The sequence below is a fragment of the uncultured Arcticibacterium sp. genome (assembly GCF_964021845.1).
Classification (GTDB): Bacteria; Bacteroidota; Bacteroidia; order Cytophagales; family Spirosomataceae; genus Arcticibacterium.
Genome location: NZ_CAXHZC010000004.1, coordinates 462835 through 486246 on the forward strand (window position 1 = coordinate 462835; position 23412 = coordinate 486246).

General features: G+C 36.7%; 22 protein-coding genes. 9 read left to right on the forward strand and 13 right to left on the reverse strand.

Annotated features, from left to right (window positions below; all coding sequences use genetic code 11):
• Positions 1–125 precede the first annotated feature (125 nt).
• From yidD to AADJ06_RS14345, 3 genes are all read right to left on the reverse strand, one after another.
• Complete coding sequence (gene yidD / locus AADJ06_RS14335; protein ID WP_341227161.1) at positions 126–335, reverse strand: membrane protein insertion efficiency factor YidD; 210 nt, start codon at positions 333–335, stop codon at positions 126–128.
• Positions 336–394: 59 nt separating this feature from the next.
• Entirely contained in the window at positions 395–733 is a 339-nt protein-coding gene (locus AADJ06_RS14340; RefSeq protein ID WP_341227162.1) for a DUF2853 family protein, read from the reverse strand.
• 96 nt (positions 734–829) lie between these two features.
• Positions 830–1687, reverse strand: a complete 858-nt coding sequence (locus AADJ06_RS14345) for a hypothetical protein (RefSeq protein ID WP_341227163.1) — start codon at positions 1685–1687, stop codon at positions 830–832.
• A 148-nt stretch (positions 1688–1835) separates the two neighbouring features.
• Here AADJ06_RS14345 and AADJ06_RS14350 point away from each other — a divergent pair, with 148 nt between their 5' ends.
• The 6 genes from AADJ06_RS14350 to AADJ06_RS14375 all read left to right on the forward strand — a co-directional run bounded on the left by AADJ06_RS14350 (position 1836) and on the right by AADJ06_RS14375 (position 5862).
• Positions 1836–2006, forward strand: coding sequence for a hypothetical protein (locus AADJ06_RS14350; protein ID WP_341227164.1), 171 nt, complete (start codon positions 1836–1838; stop codon positions 2004–2006).
• Between the two features lie 66 nt (positions 2007–2072).
• Positions 2073–2642, forward strand: a complete 570-nt coding sequence (locus AADJ06_RS14355; protein WP_341227165.1) for a sigma-70 family RNA polymerase sigma factor — start codon at positions 2073–2075, stop codon at positions 2640–2642.
• The gene (locus tag AADJ06_RS14360; protein WP_341227166.1) at positions 2639–4051 is read left to right on the forward strand and encodes a hypothetical protein; all 1413 of its coding nucleotides are present in this window, start codon (positions 2639–2641) and stop codon (positions 4049–4051) included. The genes AADJ06_RS14355 and AADJ06_RS14360 overlap by 4 nt, the downstream gene beginning before the upstream one ends.
• 69 nt (positions 4052–4120) lie before the next feature.
• Positions 4121–4627, forward strand: coding sequence for a Rieske 2Fe-2S domain-containing protein (locus tag AADJ06_RS14365; RefSeq protein WP_341227167.1), 507 nt, complete (start codon positions 4121–4123; stop codon positions 4625–4627).
• 27 nt (positions 4628–4654) lie between these two features.
• Positions 4655–5296 carry a hypothetical protein gene (locus AADJ06_RS14370; RefSeq protein ID WP_341227168.1) on the forward strand — a complete coding sequence of 214 codons (642 nt, stop codon included), beginning with the start codon at positions 4655–4657 and terminating at the stop codon, positions 5294–5296.
• Positions 5297–5310: 14 nt separating this feature from the next.
• Complete coding sequence (locus tag AADJ06_RS14375) at positions 5311–5862, forward strand: YceI family protein (RefSeq protein ID WP_341227169.1); 552 nt, start codon at positions 5311–5313, stop codon at positions 5860–5862.
• Positions 5863–6052: 190 nt separating this feature from the next.
• Here AADJ06_RS14375 and gldN read toward each other — a convergent pair whose 3' ends face one another.
• The 8 genes from gldN to AADJ06_RS14415 all read right to left on the reverse strand — a co-directional run bounded on the left by gldN (position 6053) and on the right by AADJ06_RS14415 (position 14569).
• Complete coding sequence (gene gldN / locus AADJ06_RS14380) at positions 6053–6976, reverse strand: gliding motility protein GldN (protein ID WP_341227170.1); 924 nt, start codon at positions 6974–6976, stop codon at positions 6053–6055.
• An 18-nt stretch (positions 6977–6994) separates the two neighbouring features.
• Positions 6995–8614: a gliding motility protein GldM gene (gene gldM, locus AADJ06_RS14385; protein ID WP_341227171.1), complete on the reverse strand. Its 1620-nt coding sequence runs from the start codon at positions 8612–8614 to the stop codon at positions 6995–6997.
• Positions 8615–8662: 48 nt separating this feature from the next.
• Positions 8663–9466: a gliding motility protein GldL gene (gene gldL / locus AADJ06_RS14390; RefSeq protein ID WP_341227172.1), complete on the reverse strand. Its 804-nt coding sequence runs from the start codon at positions 9464–9466 to the stop codon at positions 8663–8665.
• Positions 9467–9546: 80 nt separating this feature from the next.
• On the reverse strand, positions 9547–10638 hold the full coding sequence (locus tag AADJ06_RS14395) for an SUMF1/EgtB/PvdO family nonheme iron enzyme (protein ID WP_341227173.1): 1092 nt from the start codon (positions 10636–10638) through the stop codon (positions 9547–9549).
• A 246-nt stretch (positions 10639–10884) separates the two neighbouring features.
• Positions 10885–11850 (reverse strand): type IX secretion system membrane protein PorP/SprF, encoded by a 966-nt coding sequence (locus AADJ06_RS14400; RefSeq protein WP_341227174.1) that lies wholly within the window; start codon positions 11848–11850, stop codon positions 10885–10887.
• 139 nt (positions 11851–11989) lie between these two features.
• Complete coding sequence (locus tag AADJ06_RS14405; protein WP_341227175.1) at positions 11990–12787, reverse strand: uroporphyrinogen-III synthase; 798 nt, start codon at positions 12785–12787, stop codon at positions 11990–11992.
• A gap of 142 nt (positions 12788–12929) precedes the next feature.
• Positions 12930–14078: a DUF4271 domain-containing protein gene (locus tag AADJ06_RS14410; protein WP_341227176.1), complete on the reverse strand. Its 1149-nt coding sequence runs from the start codon at positions 14076–14078 to the stop codon at positions 12930–12932.
• 41 nt (positions 14079–14119) lie between these two features.
• The gene (locus AADJ06_RS14415) at positions 14120–14569 is read right to left on the reverse strand and encodes a methylglyoxal synthase (RefSeq protein WP_341227177.1); all 450 of its coding nucleotides are present in this window, start codon (positions 14567–14569) and stop codon (positions 14120–14122) included.
• Between the two features lie 116 nt (positions 14570–14685).
• Between AADJ06_RS14415 and AADJ06_RS14420 the strand changes: the two genes are divergently transcribed.
• Entirely contained in the window at positions 14686–16203 is a 1518-nt protein-coding gene (locus AADJ06_RS14420) for a magnesium chelatase (protein ID WP_341227178.1), read from the forward strand.
• A gap of 497 nt (positions 16204–16700) precedes the next feature.
• Here the strand turns inward: AADJ06_RS14420 and AADJ06_RS14425 are convergent, their stop codons facing one another.
• Entirely contained in the window at positions 16701–17006 is a 306-nt protein-coding gene (locus tag AADJ06_RS14425; RefSeq protein WP_341227179.1) for a LytTR family DNA-binding domain-containing protein, read from the reverse strand.
• Between the two features lie 174 nt (positions 17007–17180).
• Here AADJ06_RS14425 and AADJ06_RS14430 point away from each other — a divergent pair, with 174 nt between their 5' ends.
• Both AADJ06_RS14430 and AADJ06_RS14435 read left to right on the forward strand, forming a co-directional pair.
• Positions 17181–18476 (forward strand): hypothetical protein, encoded by a 1296-nt coding sequence (locus tag AADJ06_RS14430; RefSeq protein WP_341227180.1) that lies wholly within the window; start codon positions 17181–17183, stop codon positions 18474–18476.
• A gap of 74 nt (positions 18477–18550) precedes the next feature.
• Positions 18551–20056, forward strand: a complete 1506-nt coding sequence (locus AADJ06_RS14435) for a carboxylesterase family protein (protein WP_341227181.1) — start codon at positions 18551–18553, stop codon at positions 20054–20056.
• Positions 20057–20076: 20 nt separating this feature from the next.
• Here the strand turns inward: AADJ06_RS14435 and AADJ06_RS14440 are convergent, their stop codons facing one another.
• Positions 20077–23331 carry a glycoside hydrolase family 3 N-terminal domain-containing protein gene (locus AADJ06_RS14440; protein WP_341227182.1) on the reverse strand — a complete coding sequence of 1085 codons (3255 nt, stop codon included), beginning with the start codon at positions 23329–23331 and terminating at the stop codon, positions 20077–20079.
• Positions 23332–23412 lie beyond the last annotated feature (81 nt).

Genomic DNA, 23412 nt, shown 5'->3' on the forward strand with positions numbered 1-23412 from the left:
AAAAGCGGTTTTTTGTGATTGAAAGGTTCAAAGTTAAATACATTTCTAATCTCCCTAAGAGACATCAGATTCAAAACTGAAATATATTAGATTAGTCAAGTTTGACCTAGATAAAATGCAAAATTCTATGGAACGGGGTCGTAGCCACTACTACCCCAAGGATGACATTTTCTTAATCTGTTAATAGTAAGTTTAAAACCCTTAAAGAAACCATGTTTGGTAAAGGCCTGCACAGAATACTCTGAGCATGTAGGTTCAAACCTACATGCAGGCGGAAACCAAGGCGAAATAGCTGCTTGGTAAAGTCTTACAATAAAAATGGCTACATAACGCATAAAAAGAAAAGCCTTGATTTATTATGTAAACCAAGGCTTGCTAGAGAAAGTGCCGATTATCAATTATAAACGCTTTCTTTTCCGAATTTTACGGTTAGCCATGCGTATACTACTGCTCTATATTTGTTTCTGTTAGAGCTACCTAATTTATCCATACATTCGGCTATTGCTGCATCTAAAGCAGGGCTATCAGCCAGACCTAACTTCTTAATTAAAAAGTTAGTTTTTACACGGTCTAATTCTGATTGGTCTGAACCAGAAACCTTAGAAGAATCAGGATTATATATAGAAGGGCCTAGTCCTTTTGCTACACTCGTTAAAAGTGATTCGCTAAGTCCTAATCCTAATTCGGAATTTTGAGCTTTATAGAGCTCTACACATTCTGTAAATTTACTCATGCTAGTATTGTTAAGTTTAAGGGAGTTATTTTCTATACAATGTTAACATTTTTATTTTGCCTTACCATGAATTTTAGGGCATTTTTGGTACGTATATTACTCTATTTCTGGTATATAACGTATTCCGTGTAAGAAATTCCAACGCATAGTGAGACCGAACATGAAATTACTCCCGTTAAGCGTTAATTCAGAATTTTTAGATTCGGTAAAATTGCTTTCCACGGCCATCTTCCCCTTCAGAATATCTTTTCCATTAAGTACATATTTTGCATAAACACCTATTTCTATGGGATTAGCCAAACGGTTAATAAGTTCTAAGCCTAGTTCTCCAGAAAAAGGAGCAGCTTTTTGAGTGAAATTACCAGTTACAGTTAAGGTGTCGGTATAGCCATTTTGGCTTAATCCCGTAGGAATTCTAAATGCATAATTTGAAAGGGTGGTGTTTTTTCTGTCAACGGCATAAATCAGCCCTGAGGTGAGGTTTAGTCTTGTGTTTTTGGTGATTTTGTCTAGTGTGAAAAGCCTTTTCTTAAATTTTAAACTTAAACCATGACTTGGCTCGTTTGCAATAAATTGGATAGGTGCTCTTAAACTATTTTGGTATAGTTGCCATTGTAGCTTAAAAGGGTTGTTGATATAACCTAATTCAGCTTGCCAGCGGTCGTCATGATTAACGCCAAAGTAGGCTTCACCGTAGGTTGTATTAATTTTGGCTGCTGTAAGGCTACCCTCTAAGTCATTATTTATTTTTTGTGAAGCGAGCTTTAGTCCGCCGTTTCCCCCAAAATACCAATAAACTTTTTCGGTTTTAAGATTTGGCAGAGCTATATCATTATTGTTAAGGCTTCGCTCAGTAGGTCTTTGGTAATAAGGGGAGTCTTGTCCATAGCAAAAGCTTTGGGAGAAAAACAGAAAGCCAAGAAGAATAACGGGTATATAAACTGTCTTCATCATTTTCAGATACGGAAAATCAGATTATTTGGCTGCTTTTTTAATAATAGCTTCAAAGTAAGCTAAGAAGTTCAAGACAAAAAAAGATTATTTGAGTTCATTGGAAATGGTAAATTTCGTAGTTTCGTGACAAATTTAAACGTAGCAAAAAATGTCTGAAAGTGTATCTACAAAAATTCCTAGTTGGTTAATGATTGTTATCTATCTTGCAATACTCGCAATCTTGGCAGTTTTTGGTGATTTATTTATCTTTATTCTTGGGACTATTTTGGAAACCATAGTTTTTGCTGTGGGATATAATGCTTCGCAAGAACACCACTAAATAGGGGTGATAATAAATTAAAATTTAAGGGCAACCTTTCCTTTCTTTCATACGTATTGGTTCAGAATGAACGGTAAGGCTATCAATTCCGAGTTTTTCGACTTGATCGAAAAATGTAAGAACGGTGAACGTGGTGCACAAAGAAAATTGTACACCAGTCATTATGGCTTTGCTATGTCAATATGTTTAAGATATTGTAAAACTAAAGAAGAAGGAGAAGAGGTTTTAAATAATGCGTTTCTTAAGGTTTTTAAAAACTTAGAAAAGTATGATACCTCCCATTCTTTTAAGAATTGGTTTAAGAGGATTCTGATAAATGCTTCTATAGACTTTTATAGAAGTCAGCAAAAACATTACTACCATCAGGATATTAATACTGCTTTTTCTCTTAAAAGCAACCTACAAAATGCAGAAGGCGATATAGGCCATGATGAGCTCATGTGTCTGGTACATGAATTACCAATGGCTTATAGGACAAGTTTTTGTCTGTTTGCCATTGATGGTTTTTCTCATGATGAAATATCAAAAAAGCTCGGCATTAGTATAGGTACTTCAAAATCAAATGTGTCTCGGGCAAGGAAGGTTTTAAGAGAGAAATTAGTGTCAATTTCTGAGCGTTCGAATATTATAAAATGAAAGATTTTAAAAACATGAAGGATACCGACCTCGACAAACTCTTCCAAGAGTCTGCCGACCAGTCTGTGCCTGATTTTAATGAGTCTTCTTGGGATAAAATGGTCGCTTTATTGGATGATACTGAAGCACCGGTAGTTACATGGTGGAAGAAACCCTTGATTTATTCAAGTATCATCCTTCTCCTTTTGTCTATTTCATATGTAGGCTTTAAATTATTTGATAAGAATACTGCTAAGATTTCCATTTTAAAAACGACTAAAGTGGAGTCTATTGGCGGAGATTCAAATTTATCTGAAGGGTTAAATCCCTTAAGTTCACTTAAAAATGAACGAACTACTGGCAACCCTTTAGAGGAAAACTTTGAAAAGGAGCTTTTGAGCGGAACTGAGCAATTAGCAGGAAATATGCCTAAACTTAATCATGAAAAAAATAGATCTGGAGTAAAGGGGAGTACTGCTGATTTGAAGAAAAGAGAGCTGTTAAATAGGCTAGGAGAGGATTTAGGTGATGATGTTTCAGCTTCCAAAAAGAGTGTAAAGCCGAATTCTGAAAAAGGGGTAAAAAGGAGTTCTGGGAATACTAACAAGGGAGATGTACTTGAAAAAGGTTTAGGGGCAGATTTTTCAAAACCGTCAAGCAAGAATGAATTGACATTAGAAAATAAAAAACCATTATATGAACAGTTAAATAGAGGTGATATAGTTTCATTGACTAAACTTTCTAGGAAGGATTTTGTGCCCTTTGAAATTAAATTGCACCCACATATTATTCTTAGCCCTGAAAAGGTTTCATTAGAGGTGAATGAAGAAGAAAAAATGCTAAAAGGTTTCGCTTTGAGGTTTGCATTTTCTCCTGATTTTAGTGTGGTACCAGAAAACTCTTTCTTTAAAATAGGTCATAATTGGGCTGCTCTTTTGGAGCATAGGTTTAACAATAAATGGAGTATTCAAACGGGTGTTATAAAGTCTTTAAAATTTTATCAAGCTAGCCCTGCTCAGTACAAATGGCCAGAAACTTGGGGAAATGCACCCGCTGAGTTGAATCAAATTGATGCTCGCTGTAGTATGATTGATATTCCTCTAAACATACGGTATGATTTTACTAATACCAGAAATAGGTGGTTTGCTCAGGCTGGCTTTACCAGTTATTTAATGCTGAAGGAAAATTACGAGTACATATTTGCTAGCAATTACAATGACCAAGTCTGGAAGTCTTGGGAAGGGAAAACTGGTTTTTACGCTGCAGGAGTAATTAATGTATCTGGAGGATTAGAAAAAAGATTATTTAACAAAATGTCTATCCAAGTAGAACCATTTTTTAAAATTCCGGTAGGAAACGTTGGTTACGGAAAGGTCAAATTGGCCACGGCAGGGCTATTTATCTCTACAAAGGTTCCTTTAAGAAATTAAGAAATCAACCTTTTCTGTTTGCTTCTCGTATTAACTGCATATTATTCCAAACTTTAAAAATTTAGAAATATGCAAAAGAGCGAATTAAACAGAGGACAATTTTTAAAACAATTAGGCATGAGTTCTAAAGCCCTTATGGCTTTTTATTGCATGGGTACTTTAGCCGCTTGCAGTTCAGACGACGGTGTAGAGCCTCAAGGCAATAATAATCCTGGAGGTCAGCAAGGGACAAGTAATGCTATTGTAGGAAATTCTACAGGCTCAAATATAAATTTCACTTTAGACTTGACGGATGCCAATTTTTCAAAACTAAAAACTGACGGTGCTTTTGATTATGCAGGTGATGTCATCATAGCCAATGTTGGTTCTGAAAGCTATATAGCTCTTTCCAAGAAATGTCCACACCAAGGTACTTCTGTAGAATATCGCAAAGATAATAATGATTTCAGATGTCCTAATCATGGTTCTGAATTTGCTACTTCGGGAGCGGTTACAAAATCACCAGCAGGCTCAGGACTTACAGTTTTTAAAGTAGTGCTTTCTGCTGATAAAAACACTTTGAGTATATCTGCCTAAATTTGAGTAATTAATAAAAGTATGTACATGAAAAATTGGACTTTGTTTTTTGCTTTGATTTTCGGCGTTTTTAATGTTTCTATAGGTCAGGAAATTTCTCTAGATGACTTAATGGGCGATATCAACTCAGAAGAGGTAGAACCTGCCTATTTACCAGAGAAGATGCTCTTTACGCAAAGAATGCTCTGGGGGGAGAATGGCTTGTATAGGAAGGTCGGTTTTGCTCCAAAGGAATTAACTGCAGAAAGTAGGCAGCGAGAGTTAAAAGCTAGGCGAACAATGTTCAAAATACATCAGGCTACTGGTTTTTTAGCTGCTGCGGGTATGATAGGTCAGGCCATTCTAGGACCAAAATTATATAAAGATGGAACTAATTTTGACGTAAGAAAAGCTCATAAAGGCGTAGCCCTAGGTACCAATATTGCGTACGGAACTACAGCTTTAATGGCTCTGGCGTCACCACCACCTATGGTGAACAGGAAGAAGTTTGATAATATCAAATTGCACAAACTTATGGCTATTACGCATTTTACAGGAATGATAGCTACCAATATTCTGGCTCAAAAAGCCAGTGCGGGAAAAGTGGATAAAAAATGGCACCGAGCTGCCGCAGTAGGAACTTTCGTTGTTTACACAGCTTCTATTGTAACAATTAAGTTGGAATTTTAAGAAATCTATTTATTATGAAAAAATCAATATTGGCATTGGGAGTAATCCTTTGTCTCGGAAGTTTTGTAAGTAATATGCCTGTTAAAAAGAAGGTGATAGCGGATACAGGTTCTTCCACATTTATGTACGCCTTGCATCATCCATTACACAGCTTTGAGGCCGTGAGTAAAAACTTTAACGGAATCGGTGTTTATAATGAGGATTCAAAAAAAATGGAAATTATTGCTGTTAAGGTGGCTGTAAATAGTTTTGATAGTGGTAACTCAAACCGAGATTCTCATGTTATAGAGACAGTGGAAGCTTTAAAATATCCGAATGTAACTTTTACTGCAGAAGAGCTCTCTTATGTCGGAGATAAGGTTACTGCAAAGGGTAAATTAGTTTTTCATGGTCAAACTAAACCATTTACTGTAGTGGGTGTCCAAAAATTAAGCAAAAGTGTTTTATCAATCTCAGGTGATTTTGATGTGAACATGACAGATTTTGGAGTGGAACCTCCAAGCCTTATGGGTATGTCAACTGATGAAGAAATTAAGGTGTCTTTTAACTTTAAATTTAAGATTTAAGGTCTTTGTCCTTGAAATTGGCCTCGCATCAGTAAAGTGATGCGGGGCTTTTTTTTTTACATGCTTTTTGAAGAGACTATAAGAGTCAAAGTAGAATTCATTTTGGTTGTTTTAGAAGGTTGGCACGGCATAAAAAAGCCTCGAAACTTTTAAAAAATTCCGAGGCTTATATTTTTGAAATCATGAGGAGTTAGAACTCCCAAAGGTTATGCTCAAATTCGATTAGTTCATACTCTAATTCTTGAGACTTGTTTAAAGCTTCTTTTGGAGACTTGTACTGCTGATCAAGGTATCTGTCAGATGAGCTAGATTTCTTAACTATTCTACCATGGAATAGTCTAAGTTCAAATGCATCTGCTAAGTTAATATGCTTAGCTGTGTTAGCTTCATTGTACCATACTGCATTAGGGTTATTTCTAAAGAAATGCTCCAAATCCGTATATTTAAACGTAGCTAAAGTTTTTTCTAAACCATCATTTGATGCCTCTGCAGGTATTTTGATGCTTATGGTTTGAATATCGAAATATTGACGAGAACGCTGTCTGTCAAAAATCCAATCTTCTTTAAGTTCTAAAAGGTAAAACTCATTTGGAAACATTTCGTATCCGTCTGAAGGAGCTTGTGTGCTAGCAGCAGCTACAGTTCCATCTTGAGAGTTATCTTCCGTAGTAGTTTCTTCACCCCAGCCGTCATCTGTACCGCCGGTGGTACTTTCACCCCATCCGTCATCAGTTCCAGCATCGTCTGTTCCAAAACCTGCATCTAGCTCTTCTTGAGATAAACCGCCGCCTTCAAAACGCTTGAACATTCGTTCGTTAAATTCGTTTAGCGTCAGTCTTTCTTCCAATTGATCATCAGAGTAGGCATCCAAAATACCAGATTTAACACCTTCAATAAGATACTTTGTAATCTCATTGTTATTAGCAAAAAGCGGTTGATTTTGCTTTTCTCTTAAATCTACTCTTCTCCATAGACCTACTTTGTAAGCTACGTTTGACTCGTGAATTGGGCGTAGAGACAAAGGATTCATACCATTGTCTGACTTTTCCTGACCAACAGCCATTTGACTTATCACAAGACCAGTCAAAATAGCTAGCGATTTGATTTTTCTCATTGTCTTTTTCTTTTAATTTTATCTCAAAGGAATCTGGACAGTCATCTCTCCTACATTGACTTCCAGAGTTTCTCCTTTAAAGTTTCTTCTCATTACTTTATTAATAGTAATTATATAACGATCTCCTGCCTCTGCATCGCGTGCAATAGAGCCTAAACTTTGACTTCCACTCACACCTTTAAGTCTTCCCTTTGGTCTTATACCAGAAGCTAAGAAAATATCATAGTCTGTAACTCTAAAACTAGCATCCTCAGGATTGTTGTTTTTAAAGTCCTCGTCTGAAATGGCTTGAACATTAATCGTTCTTACAGAAGACGCAGGAAGACCTTTTTGACTAACATTATCTGTTACAGGAGCGTTGTTTGCTAAAACCTGAATAGTTGGTTTAGGTACACGTCTTACCTTGAAAGGGAATGACTGTAGGTTTACACCATCATTGTTAACATTCAATACCACTTTACTAGCATTCGGTACTACGGTTACGTTTCCGCCGCCACCAGCAATAAAGTCAGCTCCCTGACCAGAGAATGTAGGCTTAAACAATGGCCCAAGACCCGGTGAACTTGTTTGTAATTTATTGGCACATCTGAAATAAAGTGCTGGCAGTGAAGCCGACTCTAACTGTACGGATGGTTTAAGTACAGTGTAAGTTTCTTCTTGCTCTACTAGCTCAGTAGAACCATCAGGTTTTGGATAAGAGATGGTAGCTTTATATGACCTGGTTAATTGACCATTGGCGTCATACTGGCCACCTTGAGCTCTTGTTTCATAAGTACCTTTACCATCAACTACAGCTAATGGAGAACCATTAATGCTGATTTTTGGCGTGATGGCACTTGAGTATGCTCCAATAGCCACGTCGGCTTTATAGGTTTGACCTGCAACTACTGTTCTTGAATCTGGAATAACTACTGCAAATATTTTGTCAAATTTAATTTCTTTAGCACCTACTTGCTGAGCAAGGTGACTTAACACTTCCGCTTCTTGTCTTCTAATTTCAGATTGCTTTTGACTTAAAGAAGCCAATGCTGCAGGAACTGGAGTAGCCAAGAACATAACTTGAGCAAAATCTTTATTGAGTTCTCCTGGGTCTTTTGTACCGCTAAATGCAGGGTCGTCCTTAGCATCTGGAGCTAGGTCAGAAAGGCTAACAGCACCATTAGCATATTTTGAAATACCTTCAGTGTAGGCTCTCAATTTTTGTTGAAGTATGTAGCCTTCTCCGTTTTTTTTGTCAGCTGGACCAACAAAAATATTTGAAACTTTTTCTTCTTCGGCAAGATTAACGATTTGATTAGTTTCAGGGTCTATGCCCTTCCCTGCTTCTTCAACAATTCTATTTCGTAATGTTTCAATGTATGCATTAATTTGAGACGTAGCACTCCTTACACTGTCAGCAGCATAAAGTAACTGTACATACTCAGGTTTGTTACCTGCTTTGTCCACTGCTTCTTTCATAGATTGAATAATTCTTTCATTAGAAGTATTCGCCTGAATGTTAGAAGCTATTAAACTATTATCAATTGTAAGGAATTTCTGAAGAATCGAATTGCTGACCTGGAGAGCTAACATTGCTGTTAGTACCAGGTACATCACATTTATCATCTTCTGCCTAGGTGATTCTTTTCCACCAGCCATAATATCTTATTTTTAAACGGTTTATGATTTATTTAAGAGCTGGGGATACTAACCTTTCATTGCTGAAAGCATACTACCATAAACAGAATTTAGCGATGTTAAGTTAGTTGTAAGCTTGTTTAACTCTTGTTTGAAATTCTGCGTATCTTTAGATGCTTCAGACATATCTTCCATAGCAGAAGAAAGATTACCGTAAAACGAGTTCATCGCTTTCAGGTGTTTGTTTGTGTCTTGAAGTTCTAATTCGTAAACCGCGTTTAAAGCACCCATGTTTTGAGTGATTTTTTGAAATTGATCTCTATAATCTTGAGCGTCTTTTGTGGCATCAGCCATGCTGTTCATAGCAGTTACTGCTACTCCGTATGCATTATTCATTTCACCTACTTTTTGAGAAGCGGCATTTACATTTGCAGCGTATTCTTTTGTGGCTACGGTAGCATCTGAAATTTCGCCTAATCCGCTAACCGTTTCTGTCAATTTATTGAAACCCAATTTAAGGTTGTCAAAAACATCTGAACCGATTCCAGAATCAGCAAGCATATTATCCATTTTGGATGTTAGGCCAATGTTTTCAGTAGAAACGGCTTTCCTCGGAGCACCAGAAAAATCATCAGAAAGTTCAGGGTAAACATTTTCCCATTTATACTCAACATCGGGTCTAAGTACTACTTGGAATGCATAAAGTAAAAATATAAGAGCTTCTGTACCTAATCCAATTGGCAGAGCTATACCAGCCCAGTCATAATGTTGAATTTTACCTAATGCACCGACAATTACGACTGCCGCTCCAAGGCCATAAAAGAAAGGAATAACTTTATCCCAAAAAATGCTAGGTTCTCTGTTTGCTGCCATTAGAATGAAAAATTAGTTAAATGATTTAATTGGTTTATTTTATTAATTAGAAAAAGCGGCTTGAAAACCGCTCTATGTTTTTATTCTCTACCTGGTATAGAACCAAGTCTGTCCATTACATTTCTAAATCCAATGTAAGAACGAGTAGTGCTTCTGTATTCAAAAGAAGTAGTACCAGTTTCTAAGAAGTAAGCTACGTCTTTCCAAGAGCCACCTTTAATAACTTTTCTCGGCTCATCAGGATCATCGTACACTGGATTTAAATCCCATGTTACTGGCATGTAAGATTCGGAGTAAGCATCCTGTGTCCATTCTGCCACGTTCCCGGCCATGTTGTAAAGGCCAAAGTCGTTTGTATTAAAAGAGTTACTTGGTGCGGTATAGGAATAGCCGTCTGCTCTGTAATTTCCTCTGTAAGGTTTAAAATTTGCTAGGAAACAACCTTTTCCATTAGCAACGTATGGGTTACCCCATGGGTATTTAGCACCTTCTTTGCCACCACGAGCAGCCCATTCCCATTCGGCTTCAGATGGAAGTCTAAACCTAGGAGACTTAAATTGACCGTTTTCTTCTCTAAAAGCATTGTATTGCTTTGATCTCCAGTCAGAGAAGTATTGAGCTGCATCCCAGCTAACACCCACTACCGGATACATATCAAAAGCAGGACTTGAGAAATAGTATTCTGTCATTTGATCTCCGTTATGATAAGAGAAATCTCTACTCCATACGGTACTGTCCGGAGCTAGTTTAGAAGATATATATTCTTCACCTAGGACAGAAACAGAGTCAGCAAACATGTAGTTTACAAAAGTTCTGTACTCATGGTTGGTGATTTCAGTGTCATCCATATAGAAAGGGTTAATAGTTACCCTTTTGTTCATAGAAACTCTGGAAGAAAGAATGTCTTGGTCTGCTTGGCCCATAGTGTATGAGCCAGAAGGGATTAAAACCATACCAGTAGGTGCGGTTTGCTTATAGCCTTTACGGGCAGTAGCTACCACTTCACCATTGGTAAGACCGTCTAAGCCATCACCTGCGATATCTCCTCCACCATTTTTACCAATTCCCACCTTCTCCATGGTTTTATTAAGGAAGCCGCAACTTTGCAATACCAAAAGGGGTATTACGATGAGCAAAGTTTTTGATAATGTTTGAAACTGAAACCTGTTCATATAAACAAGATGTTAATTATTAGTATTTTAAGCCTGTTAGTACTAAAGAACAGACTAAAAACGTAGTCTTATTCCTTATTATTGTGGAAATAAATTAAAGTTCGCAGAAAATGCGGAAAGCACATTTCTGCTATCATTATCTTATTTCAAGAGTTCAATTTGCATAAATCATGCCAATCAAATTCATTCATTAAATTGATCTTAACCAATTACGTATTTTACCAGTAAGAGGTCTAAAATTTAAATTTAATATCTATACCGCGGAGTACGAATAATAGATTTTTTTCCAGAACGAGGAGGGCTTAAAGTATAGGAAAGCATTAGCTCATGAGATGTGGTAGCTTTGGCTAGTTGACCAAAAACTACATAATCTAGAGCATAACCTATTTTAACCTTCTTGTTCAAGAAATTGCCACCTATTAGGAAAGATGCCGCATCTTGCCACCTGTAGTTTAACCCTGCCCAGTAGGAAGAGTTGTAAGAGACCAAAGCTCCAACTTCAGGTGACACTGTTTTAAAATCACTTTTTATGACAAACATAGGACGTACGTCCAGTGTGTAAGATATGCCAATTAGAAAACTTCCATTTAAATAGAGACTTCTATTCAATGGGTTTTTTCCTGTTAATGTTGAAAACCCAAAAGAGGGTTGATTTATATGTTTTACAGAAAGCCCAAGTTCATAAGATGGGTTATAAAGATAAACTCCAGCACTTATGTCAATTTGAGATTCGCTTATTTTTGAAGTAGGGATAACATCATCATTTGGTTCTCTAGGTCTAAATTCTCCGCCATCCAGTGTTCTTGTAAACAATCCAGCGGAAGCCCCTATTCCTAGCGTGTTATTTCCTACTCTTTTATGAAATGCGTATGAAAAGTTAATTTCTCTGTTGCCACTTCCTCCACCAATTTGGTCGTTCATAAAGTAAAGACCCAAACCTCCTTTTAACTGAGGAAACGGAACTGAGGCTGAAATCAACTGGGTTTGTGGTGCCCCACCTGGGTCAAAAGTACCAGTATAGCCAGACCATTGCGTTCTATAGAACGCAGTGATATCCGTTTGACCACCTAGGCCAGCAGCTCCAGGGTTAAGATAAAATCTATTAAAAACGTATTGGGTAAACTGAGGGTCTGACTGGGCAAAAGTTAATTGACCAAAGAGACTCAAGGTGCACACCAAGAATATTTTTTTAATGTTGAAGAGTTTATCCAAAGATTTAATTGTTTGTAGTAAAACGTCCTGAATTAATTCCAATTATGTAAGGATAACAAATTTTATCAATATAAAATCTCTTTAAAGTGTATATCGTCTTAAAAATTGGAAATTTGACCGTCGCTTTTACTTAGGAAATCTATAAATTATTGGCTTCTTTAATGTACAGTTCTAATGCTCCTGTCATAGATGGGGCATTTGGCAGGGGTGCTTGAATGTCACAAATTAAACCTTCATCTTCTATAGACTGTGCCGTAGTAGAACCAAAAGCTGCAAGTCTCGTGTTTTTTTGTTGCCAGCCTTCAAAATTTTGAACCAAAGCCTGAACACCAGAAGGACTAAAAAAACAAATGACATCATAGAATACCTCGGTCAGGTCAGATAAATCTGCAGGTCCAGTTTCATAAATGATGGCTTCTGTCAATGAGATGCCGTTTTTTTCCATGATATCAGGAATACTGTCATTTCTAATATTTGAGCATGGGAATAAGAACTTTTCTTTTTTGTTTTTCACCAAGAAAGGTTCTAGATCAGCGGCAGTTCGAGTTCCGGAGAAAATCTTACGTTTTCTGATGGTAATATATTTCTGTAGGTAGTTCGCTGTTTGTTCAGAAATACAGAAGTATTTCATATCAATTGGCATTTCTATTCTTAACTCTCCGCAAAGTCTGAAAAAGTGGTCAACAGCATTTCTACTAGTAAAAATGATGGCCGTGTGGCTAAGAATATCAACTTTTTGTTTTCTGAATTCTTTTGAAGACAAACCGTCAATTGCAATGAAGTTTCTGAAATCTACTTTAATGCCATATTTTTCCTTCAGTTTGTCGTAAGGCGTATTATTTTTCCCTGCTTTTAATGGGTCAGATAAGGTGACTAAAATACTTTCTACCTTTTTCTTCCTTTCCTTCCCAAGATCTTGCTCTAAGTTTTGACTCATTCTAGAGTAGCGTATTTTGATTGTTAATTGGGTTTACGAAACCTGAGTACCTGTGCACTCAAAGTCTGTTGGTAATTGCCAGATGTTCTTTTCAAGCCCTTTATATAAAAATATTCTAAATTGTTAGTCTATCAATTTTAATTTAAAAAGCAAATCGGATACCTATAAAAACTGGCAGGATTTCAACGACACAAAGGTAAGCAAATAAATAAACACTTTGAATACCTGTACTTTTTAAAATAGTGAAGTAAACTAGTATTGTACGTAATCCATAGGTCAAAAAGCCCAATAAAGGCAATGTGAAACCTAAGTTTAGATTCACAGATGAAGGTGTTATAAAGTATGCGAAAAGTCCTATTCCAATTATGAGAAAAGCGAAAAGGTTGAACTGGATAGCTTTGAAATAATGAATATTGATAGATTTTTCTAAACCGAAAAGGTTTCCTACAATGTTTAGAAGAAAGTATTTTCCTAAGTACCCTGCTACACAAAGGAGGCTTACTTTGAGGAATATAAATAAGAAAGAAAAGCTACTTAGTACTTCAGTATGAGGGAATTGGTTTTGGAACATGTAAATTCCTTTTCCTCTAAGAAGTAGGTAGAAAAAACTACTAAGCATGCTTAAAAGCACCACAAATGTGATATTTATTTGATTGAGAGGCTTGCTAATAAGGAGCTTTGTATCTCTTATCTTTACGGTGAGTAGGTCTTGGAAATTAAAGTACTCATTAAATGCTTTCGGATTAATTACGCTCAGAAGTGTTAAAAACGTAAAAATTATGAGGAGAAGTATGATGTAAACATTAAAGTTAGCGAGTTGCTCCCTTAGCTTCATGTTGAAAAGGTTATTTCTAATGATTTTAGAAGAAAGGCTAGTAGTACTCACTTTACTAGCTATAATCATCTCTTTATAGTTTGGGTTTGTACTTCCATAAAAAGATAAGGCTATTTGTTCACCATACCTACTAAGTTCTTTAATAGGGATTTCCAACCATTCGTCTTCTACTAGATTTTTGTAAAGCAAGCCATTAATAAATACATAACTCTTTGGTACATCAGTTTTTATCAAGAGGGTAGCATATTGATAATTAGCGACCTCAAAAAAAACAGTGTGGGCAAAATTTGGGGGAGTAATACCCTCTATATATGGTTCATAGGCCTCCTCTTGTTGATTGTAAACATGTAGATCTTGTGATAAGTTATATATCACAAAATATCCATCATTGGGGCCAGTTTTAGCACCATAGGCGGTTTGCACAAATAGGAGGAGAAATAGTATTTTAAGCTTCAAGAAGGCTTTTTTTTGCAAAAGTATTGATAAGGAACTGGATATTAAACTTTTCTATTCAAATATGAGGCATAATCTGGAAGTGTTACTTCATATTCTTGATTCATTATAGGTGAGGTTAATAAGAAATCTGCCGAAGAGCGATTACAGGCTATTGGGATATTCCAGACAGCACCTAGTCTTAATAATGCTTTTATGTCTGGATCGTGTGGTTGGGCAGACATAGGGTCCCAAAAGAAAACTAATACGTCAATTTTGCCTTCGGCTATTAATGCACCTATTTGCTGGTCGCCACCTAAGGGACCGCTCATAAGTTTAGTAATATGCACATCTAGAGCATCTTCAAGGAGCGTTCCTGTGGTTCCTGTGGCAAAAAGCTGATGCTTTAAAAGTGTAGCTTTATTGTATTTAGCCCATTCTACTAACTGTGCTTTCATGTTATCATGGGCTACCAAGGCTACTCTTTTTCTTGCTAAAAGGGTTTTAGAATTCATTTACCGAATTGTTTTTTTCAAAATTAGGAATTCGTTTGGTTTTATTACTGTTAATAAGGCTTAGACTGAAAAACTTTCGTTTAATAGTTCAAGAAATTAAAACCTGTCGTATAATTATGTCTTTTGACAAGCAGTATTTAAAAGTTAAAACACTCGGGGAATTAAAGAAAATCAAATATGAAAGCAAATCGATAAAAGATGAGCTTAGAGATAATTTGATTGAAAAGATAAAGAACAAGGAGCAGGTTTTTGAAGGTATTTGGGGGTATGAAGATACCGTGATACCTGACGTTGAAAGAGCTATTCTTTCAAAGCACCATATTAATCTTTTGGGACTAAGAGGACAAGCTAAAACCAAAATCGCAAGATTAATGGTCAATTTGTTAGACGAGTATATTCCAATAGTGGCTGGTTCTGAACTAAATGATGACCCCTTAAAGCCACTTTCAAGGTATTCACATGATATAATTGCCGAAAAAGGTGATGAGACACCCATAGCCTGGCTTGCCAGAGCTGAGCGATATAATGAGAAATTAGCTACGCCAGATGTATCTGTCGCCGATTTAATTGGTGATGTGGACCCAATAAAGGCTGCTACTTTGAAATTACCTTATTCTGACGAACGCGTATTACACTTTGGCTTAATACCACGTTCTAACAGGTGTATTTTTGTTATCAATGAGTTGCCAGATTTGCAAGCAAGAATTCAGGTTTCTCTTTTCAATATTCTTCAAGAAGGTGATATTCAAATCAGAGGTTTTAAATTAAGATTGCCACTCGATATTCAGTTCTTATTTACAGCGAATCCCGAAGATTATACTAACAGAGGAAGTATAGTAACTCCTCTAAAGGATAGAATAGATTCTCAGATAGTGACGCATTATCCTAAGTCTATTGAGATTGGTAGAAAAATTACCGAGCAAGAAGCTGTTTTGAAAAAAGGGCAAGAGAAAATCAAAGCAGATGAAATTCTGAAAGATTTAGTGGAGCAAATAGCGGTGGAAGCTAGAGAAAGTGAATATGTAGACTCTAAGTCTGGAGTTTCTGCTAGAATGACTATTTCGGCTTTTGAAAACTTAATAAGTTCCGCAGAACGTAGAACATTAATTAATGGGGAAAAAGATGTTTATGCTAGGCTGGGAGATCTTTACGGAGCTATTCCTGCTATTAATGGGAAAATAGAGTTGGTATATGAAGGCGAGGTAGAAGGTCCGGTTTATGTAGCCCAGAGTTTGATAGGGAAAGCCGTGAGAACAGAATTTTTAAAGTATTTCCCTGACCCTGAAATTATCAAGAAAAAGAAGAGTGTTAAAAATCCTTATACGGAAATAACTTCATGGTTTGCTGGTGGAAATGAGATTGATATTTTAAATGACCTTACTGATAAGGAATATGCAGCTAGGCTAAGAACAATTGATGGTCTTAAAGAATTGGTTGTTTTGCTACATCCAGAGCTAAAAGGGAAACAACAGCTCTTTATGATGGAATTTGCTCTTCATGGATTAGCCGAATTCTCGTTAATTAGTAAACAGTCGCTAGATAAAGGTCTTCATTTTAATGACTTATTGGATAACCTTTTTGACCCAAATAAGTTTTTGTCTGACGACGATGAAGAGGCTGATAACCTTTACTAAGATTTAATTTTGAAAAGAGAAAATCCGTGTTGAAATCTTCTTTAGAAGAAATTGACACGGATTTTTTATTAAAAAAAAAGTTGCCTTAAGTCCCTTCTAAGAGTGTTTGCAGCCTTTTGAGTTCTTGGATTGCATTAAAGCGGTGTTGCACCTTTCGTGAACAAGAGTTTTGTCTGCACCGGCGTCTAAAGGTGATTTGGTAATAGCTGTTTGACCGAAGGTATTTGCATCTTAAATAGCACCGAAAAGCTCTACTTTGTTTTTTTAAGAGTTTTACGAATTACCACAGCAGTATTTTCATTCGTATAGTGTTTGTGAAGTTGTATTACTTAAAAGTGGAACTTTGCCAAGGAACGTGTGTCGGTATTATTCAAAAAGAGAAAGTATGAGAACCATATCCATTTATGAATATTAGGAGCGAAAGGGATAGCTCTGTCTGCCATTAAAGTTGTTATACCTGAAAAAGGTAAAGGGTTATAAGAGAACTTAATTATCTTTTAATGACTATTACTTAAACTTCTCTTCCTCCTGGCAATCGGAAGGAATTCTCCATTCCGTAATTGAACTTCATGTTTATTGCTATAGGAGACAAAATCGAAATTGACAATATATCTTCTATGTATTCTGACAAAGTTTTCAGAGTCTTCAAGCATTTCTTCAAAGCGTTTCAGGGTATAACTTAACATATGCTTTTCTCCATTTTTTAAATGAATACATGTGTAATTTATATCGGCTTTGAAGTGAGAAACATCTTTAAGGTTGCTTCCTATTAGTTTTTCAACTTTCGAAGAAAAGTAGTTCATAGAATTTTGTGGATTTTTAAGTAAGCGAGAAAGAGTGGCATTTGGTACCTTTTAGTAAGTCAAAACTCACTTTTTTCAGTTATAAACCGATAGCAAGAGTTTTTCTAGGTGTTTGCAAACCTTTTGCAAATAACTTTAAACTATTAACTTGCAGTGTTCTACTACAAACCACTTATGACGCCAGAAAAAATATATACGCTAAAGCTAAGAGAAGCTGTACATCTTAAAATCCAGAAGGATTGGGATAGAGAAAAGCAGGTAACCTTTGCCGAAAAATATGAAGGCTTAGATTCTGTCAATAATAAGGATGGTTTTTACAACGAGATAAAGGATGAGGTAGACGAAGCTTTATCTAAGAAGTTTGGTTTAGCTGTAGCAAGTAGAAGAAGTGTTTCAAAAGACTCCGTCAGACGATTTTTAGATCTTAGCTATAGCAAGTCTTTTAATGATAAAAATAAAGACGCTTTTTCAGTTTATCTTGGCTACGAACATTTCAAAGATTTTTGTCTTAAAAATGCTAGTTCAAAAGAACCTACCAAACGGTTAGGAGGTGAAAAATCAAAATGGTATCTGAGTTTGGCCGCTTTAGTAGTCTTTGGTATTGCATTTATTTATTGGAGTTATGGAGGGCAAATAGAAGATTCGGAACCTGGATTCGTGGTTAATAATGGATCAGAGTTTTTTTTTGATGAGGAGATAGATATAGATTACGACCTAAAAAATTTAGATTATAGTAGAGCCTTATTTGATATTAATGGGCAGGTGGAAATTGTTCAAAAAAGAGAAGGTAAACAAAAGTTTAAGTTTCGTACACCAGGTAGGAGGTCTGTTCGGCTTATGGTGGATAGTAAACCTATAAAGACTCAAGTACTTTTTGTGAAAACAAGAGATTGGTGGGGTAGTGTAAATTTAGATAAGCCGATATACAACGTTCCATTTATAGAAAATGGGGTTATGAGATTACCAGAGGAGTTAGCTCCCACAGATGTTAAAGAAACTTATGGTAACTTTCAATTATTCAAGGATTTTAAGATAAAAGGAGACGCCTTGGTTTTTGAGACACGTGTTAAAAACTCTGCTGAAATGGGCAGTGCATGGGCGTTTGATGTAAGTTTAAATTTATTTGGACGTGAAGGGAAGCAACTTGCTTTTAATTTATTGTCTCCAGATGCTGTCATATATGCAAACATGCTGATTGCAGACACGCACCTTAAAAGTTTTGAGGAGCGAGCTAAATTAAATAAAATGGGAATTGATTTATCATTTTGGCGAGACGTCAAGGTTATAATGAAAGACCAAGTAGCTAAGATATTTGTAGACGAAGAACTTATTTTTGAAAGCCCATACCGTGGAGAGGTTGGTGATTTATGTGGTATCCAATACTTTATCAAGGGAAGAGGTGCTGTAGATAATATTAAAATCTCTGATTTAGATGGGCATGTGGTTTTTGAAGATAACTTTGAGAGATAGAACTAATACCACAAGGTAGGATAGAGAAATTGAAGGAAAAACTTAACTTCAAACTTTCAACCCAATAACTATCCATGAAGTTACTTAGTTTTTTATTTATTCTTTTTGTTGCCATTGGCTGTAAACCTGAACATAGTTTTATTGTAAAAACCGATAAAGGAACCGTTGAGGGCTATGAGAAAGGCGATATTGATATTTTCAAAGGCATTCCTTTTGCCGCTCCTCCGGTAGGTGACCTACGATGGAAAGCTCCACAAGAACACGAAACTTGGGAAAGCGTACTACAGACCAAAGAATTTTCAGCAAGCCCAATTCAGTCTAAACCAAAACCTTTTAGAATGTGGACGGCGGAGTTTATTTCTCCTCCAGAACCACTTAGTGAAGACTGTCTTTACCTAAATATATGGGCAAAAAACACAAAAGAAAAGAAACCGGTTTTTGTCTGGATATACGGTGGAGGTTTTAATTCTGGTTCAGCGGGCTGTGCTATTTATGATGGAGAAGAATATGCCAAAAACGACGTGGTTTTTGTTAGCATAAATTACCGTGTAAATATGTTTGGCTATCTAGCTCATCCAGAATTAAGTAGTGAAAATGACGAAGGAATCTCTGGTAATTACGGGCTACTAGACCAAATTCAAGCTCTCAAATGGATACAAAAGAATATTGCAGCTTTTGGTGGCGACCCTAATAATGTAACCGTAGCTGGGCAGTCGGCAGGTAGTATGAGTGTTCATTCTTTGGTGGCTTCGCCATTGGCGAAAGGGCTCTTTAATAAAGCTATCGGTCAAAGCGGAGGTTTCCTTGGAGGAAATAGAGCGGTAACTTTAGAAGAAGCAGAACTTAAAGGAAAAGAACTTTTCGATAAATTGGATGGTAAAAGCATACAAGATTTACGTGGCGTTCCTGCCGAAGAACTCTTTCAGATGGTAAATAAGGTAGGTTATACAAGTTATGCTCCAGTAAGAGATGGCGTAGTGCTGGCAAATGATTTAGAAGGCTCTTTTAAGTCTGGAGAGTTTAATGATGTACCATTTTTAGGGGGATGGGTGTCTGGCGATGGCAAGTTACTTTCTGCCCCAGAGATTTCTCCTGAGGATTATAAAAAGGAAATAACAGAAGAATATGGTGAAAAAGCGGAAGGGTACCTAGCTCTTTTTCCAGGAAATAATTCGGACGAATTGCAGGCAAGCATAAGTAAGAAAAATATGCTAGGATTTGCTGGTTTACCCGTGCATCTTTTGGCAAAGTATAATACCCAGCCCGTTTATGTATATGAAATTAACCACGTTCCAGTAGAAAAGCCAGGTTTTCCGAATTATGGAGCTTTCCACACTTCTGATGTGCCATTAACATTGCATAATCTACACACATGGGACAGGCCTTGGAGAGATATTGACCGCAAAGCGGAAACATTAATATCTTCTTATTGGTTAAACTTTATTAAAACAGGTAATCCAAATGGTGAAGGGCTACCTGAATGGCAAGTCTATAACAATGGAGGCGTGCAGCTGCTAAACGACTCTGCTACTTTTGAACCCGATTTATATCAAGCTGAATTAAAAATTCTTAGTAAATAAGAAAAACCATTCTAAGGGGATTATTCCCCTAGAATAGTTTTATAAATTTGATTTCCTACCTCCGTTCGGATATTCATTTTACTTATCTTATTATTATCTCTTGTTTGATAAACTCTGTTTGACAGAAATACATAAACCATGTCATAAAGTGGGTCTATCCAGGTGAAAGTTCCAGTATAACCACTGTGGCCATAACTTAGGTCAGAGCCTTTTTGAGGTCCATTGGCAATGTTTTTATTAGGGTGAAGTTTGTCAAAAGCGATGGCTCTTCTATTATCAACGGGGTCAAATTGATATTTAGTACACTCCATAATGACCTCGGGCGAAATAAATTGCCTACCACCATAATAGCCATTTTGAAGATACATCTGCATAAGCTTCATTAGGTCATTTGCATTTCCAAAAAGACCAGCATGACCAGAAATACCACTTAGTAAAGCTGCACCCTCATCATGTACTCTGCCATGAATTTGTGATTTCCTAAAAAGTGTATCAAGCTCCGTTGGTACTATTTGGCTTAAAGGATAAAAACGTGTAGGGTTATAGGTTAAAGAGTTAGCTCCTAAGTCTTTGTAAGTTTCTTTTAAGTATGTTTCCCATGGCTTTCCTGTTATTCTAGGTACTATTTCCGGGTAGAAATAATAGTGCATGTCGCTGTAAATATAGCCTTGCTCTGGTTTTACCTTGGAGGTTTCTATCTGCTTAAAAATGGTTTTCTTGTAATCTTTATGAAGCCACAGTTTATCAGCTACCTGCACGGTAAAGCTATCAGAAGGAGCACTTGAAAAGATATTAGGTTTCCATGTGATAGTTTCGGTGTCCATTAGGCTTAGCCATAAATCATTATTTCTCAATACAGACCCTTGGTAGTCAATAGCAGGAGTAGTCTTTTGTCTAAATAGTCGCTGGAAAAAATTCAATTCAGGCTCTGGAAAATATTCAAATTGTGATAATAACTCAGGGTGCTTAATTAAGCCCTTGTTAATGGTAGTTAGGCTGTCAATACAGTCCATCCAAAACGGAATCCATGCTTTCAAGCCGCTTCTATGTGTAAGCATATCTCTGAAAGTCAAGTTCTCTTTGTTGGTACCTTTAAACTCTTCATAATATTGACCAAATGGAGCATCTAGCTCAAACTTATTTTCCGTCATAAGTTGCATTACCGCTAGGGCAGAGGTACTTATTTTAGTAACTGAAGCAAGACCGTAGAGGTCAGTTAATTGAACAGAACCACGTAGGTTCTTGGCTTCCTCATTACCAATGAGCATAGGAGAACCTACTTGACTATTTGGCTCAAATGGGTCATAATTATCCATGACATCCTTGTTCCCTTTTTCAAAAGTTTGCTCTTCTTCTAATACTACACCGTTTTTTGCATCTTTATAGGTATGGAAACCAATAGCCTTTCGGTAAATCACCCTTCCGTCTTTGGCTACTTGCATTACTGCTCCTGGGTATGCTTTCTCTGTTAATCCATGATATATTACCGAATCGATTCTAGCATTAAGTATTGTTGAATTTATTCCTACCTGCTCAGGAACACCGTAGGCAAGTCGCTTTAGAGCCGCTGGGTATAAACCATGGCGGTATGGGTACATTTCGTTTACCGTTACAGGCAAATGACCTAAGAAAGGAATTGCTCCAAAAATAGCCTGTGTAGCTGCCTCTTCCATGTATGGCGAAAGTTGGTTGGCCACCACTATGGCTTTTGCTTTCTCTAATCCTTTAATTTTATCCAATGAAAAGGCATTTCCAAAGAGTACTACGGTTACGTTAGGGTTTTCAAGGAGAGCATTTAAAGCTGCTTGATTTCCTTCTGTTACGCCATAATTGCTGTAAGGCCTTATACTTTGAAGGTGAACACCTACTACCAGTTCTTCGTAATCTTTCGTTTTGTTTTGAATAACCTTTATCAAGCTTTCAGATGGCTTGGCAGGTATATTGTAAAAGTCAACCTTGGTATAGTTGCTTGCCATTTCTTGAAAAAGTGTAGTCTGAGGGTTGTCGAGAGACACAAAAGCTATTTTACTTTGTAAGTTTCTTATTGGCAAAGTATTGTTCTCATTTTTTACCAGTGTAAGTGTCTTTTCTGCAAATTCTCTATTAATATAATCTGCATTCTTTGTGTTCAAATCAGCTATGAGATTGTGGACCTGAGTAGGTTTGTAATGGTCTAAACCTACCCAAGATTTAGCTTTCAAAATCTTTAAAACACGTTCGTTCAAAATTTCTTCGGTGAGTTCTCCAGTTTTTAAAGCAGCCTTTATGGCCTTTACGGCCGTAGGAACATCAATAAACGTTTCTAGAATATCATTTCCGGCTATAATGGCTTGTACCAAAGCAGTGCCATTAGGGAAATGCTTTGTAATACCTTGCATATCCATGGCATCTGTAAATGTTAATCCTTCAAAACCTAGGTCTTTTTTCAGTACCTCTGTAATAATTTTGGGAGAAAGTGTGGCAGCTAGGTTAGGAGTGTCATCTAGGGCTGGAATACTTAAATGGGCTGTCATTATTCCTGTTAGACCATTGTTTATCATGGTTTTGAATGGAAATAACTCAATACTGTCAAGCCTTGCTCTGTTATGAGGAATTACGGGTAAATCATAATGAGAGTCTACACCTGTATCTCCATGACCTGGAAAATGTTTTGCGGTAGCAATCACGTGTTCACTCTGAAGCCCTTTCATGTATGCCATGGCTTTTCTGGCCACGTCCAATTTATCTTCGCCAAAAGAACGGAAATTAATAACGGGGTTATTTGGGTTCACATTGACATCGGCCACAGGTCCGTAATTAACATGAACACCCAGTCTTTTACATTGAAGAGCTATCTCTTTTCCCATAGCCTCTATAAGGTCGGTTTCGCCATCCATGGCTCCTAAAGAAAGTTGGTAAGGAAACCGAACAGTGCTGTCTAAACGCATGGCTAAACCCCATTCGAAGTCCATCCCTATCAAAAGAGGCACTTCTGAAAGCTCCTGAAGGTCGTTAATTATCTGAGCCTGAACACTTGGCTGACCAGCAAACATAGCCAAGCCTCCTATTTGATATTTTGTAACCCATTCTTTTAATTTTTCTGGCTCATATCCTTGGCCAGAGAAATTACCTCTAGGCATTAGTAATTGACCTATTTTCTGGTCAATAGTCAAAGAATTAAAAACAGAATCAACCCAAACTCCATTATAATTGGTTAGGAAATCTGGTCTTTCTTGTGCTGAACTACTGAATGTTACAGATAGAAACAAGCATAATAAAAGTGCTATACGAGGCATACTAAAATGGTTAAAATTTATAGGTCAAATTTACGCAATAAAGGCCATTGAAACGAATAGATATTCCTTAGGTCAAATTGG

Excerpts from the sequence above, each read along its gene's own strand:
- AADJ06_RS14420 (WP_341227178.1), top strand. The coding sequence starts at position 14,686 with ATGTCTTTTGACAAGCAGTATTTAAAAGTTAAAACACTCGGGGAATTA.
- AADJ06_RS14365 (WP_341227167.1), top strand. The coding sequence starts at position 4,121 with ATGCAAAAGAGCGAATTAAACAGAGGACAATTTTTAAAACAATTAGGC.
- yidD (WP_341227161.1), bottom strand. The coding sequence starts at position 335 with ATGCGTTATGTAGCCATTTTTATTGTAAGACTTTACCAAGCAGCTATT.
- AADJ06_RS14395 (WP_341227173.1), bottom strand. The coding sequence starts at position 10,638 with ATGAACAGGTTTCAGTTTCAAACATTATCAAAAACTTTGCTCATCGTA.
- AADJ06_RS14340 (WP_341227162.1), bottom strand. The coding sequence starts at position 733 with ATGAGTAAATTTACAGAATGTGTAGAGCTCTATAAAGCTCAAAATTCC.
- AADJ06_RS14350 (WP_341227164.1), top strand. The coding sequence starts at position 1,836 with ATGTCTGAAAGTGTATCTACAAAAATTCCTAGTTGGTTAATGATTGTT.
- AADJ06_RS14430 (WP_341227180.1), top strand. The coding sequence starts at position 17,181 with ATGACGCCAGAAAAAATATATACGCTAAAGCTAAGAGAAGCTGTACAT.
- AADJ06_RS14375 (WP_341227169.1), top strand. The coding sequence starts at position 5,311 with ATGAAAAAATCAATATTGGCATTGGGAGTAATCCTTTGTCTCGGAAGT.
- AADJ06_RS14415 (WP_341227177.1), bottom strand. The coding sequence starts at position 14,569 with ATGAATTCTAAAACCCTTTTAGCAAGAAAAAGAGTAGCCTTGGTAGCC.
- gldM (WP_341227171.1), bottom strand. The coding sequence starts at position 8,614 with ATGGCTGGTGGAAAAGAATCACCTAGGCAGAAGATGATAAATGTGATG.
- gldL (WP_341227172.1), bottom strand. The coding sequence starts at position 9,466 with ATGGCAGCAAACAGAGAACCTAGCATTTTTTGGGATAAAGTTATTCCT.
- gldN (WP_341227170.1), bottom strand. The coding sequence starts at position 6,976 with ATGAGAAAAATCAAATCGCTAGCTATTTTGACTGGTCTTGTGATAAGT.
- AADJ06_RS14440 (WP_341227182.1), bottom strand. The coding sequence starts at position 23,331 with ATGCCTCGTATAGCACTTTTATTATGCTTGTTTCTATCTGTAACATTC.
- AADJ06_RS14355 (WP_341227165.1), top strand. The coding sequence starts at position 2,073 with ATGAACGGTAAGGCTATCAATTCCGAGTTTTTCGACTTGATCGAAAAA.
- AADJ06_RS14405 (WP_341227175.1), bottom strand. The coding sequence starts at position 12,787 with ATGAGTCAAAACTTAGAGCAAGATCTTGGGAAGGAAAGGAAGAAAAAG.
- AADJ06_RS14345 (WP_341227163.1), bottom strand. The coding sequence starts at position 1,687 with ATGATGAAGACAGTTTATATACCCGTTATTCTTCTTGGCTTTCTGTTT.
- AADJ06_RS14435 (WP_341227181.1), top strand. The coding sequence starts at position 18,551 with ATGAAGTTACTTAGTTTTTTATTTATTCTTTTTGTTGCCATTGGCTGT.
- AADJ06_RS14370 (WP_341227168.1), top strand. The coding sequence starts at position 4,655 with ATGAAAAATTGGACTTTGTTTTTTGCTTTGATTTTCGGCGTTTTTAAT.
- AADJ06_RS14425 (WP_341227179.1), bottom strand. The coding sequence starts at position 17,006 with ATGAACTACTTTTCTTCGAAAGTTGAAAAACTAATAGGAAGCAACCTT.
- AADJ06_RS14360 (WP_341227166.1), top strand. The coding sequence starts at position 2,639 with ATGAAAGATTTTAAAAACATGAAGGATACCGACCTCGACAAACTCTTC.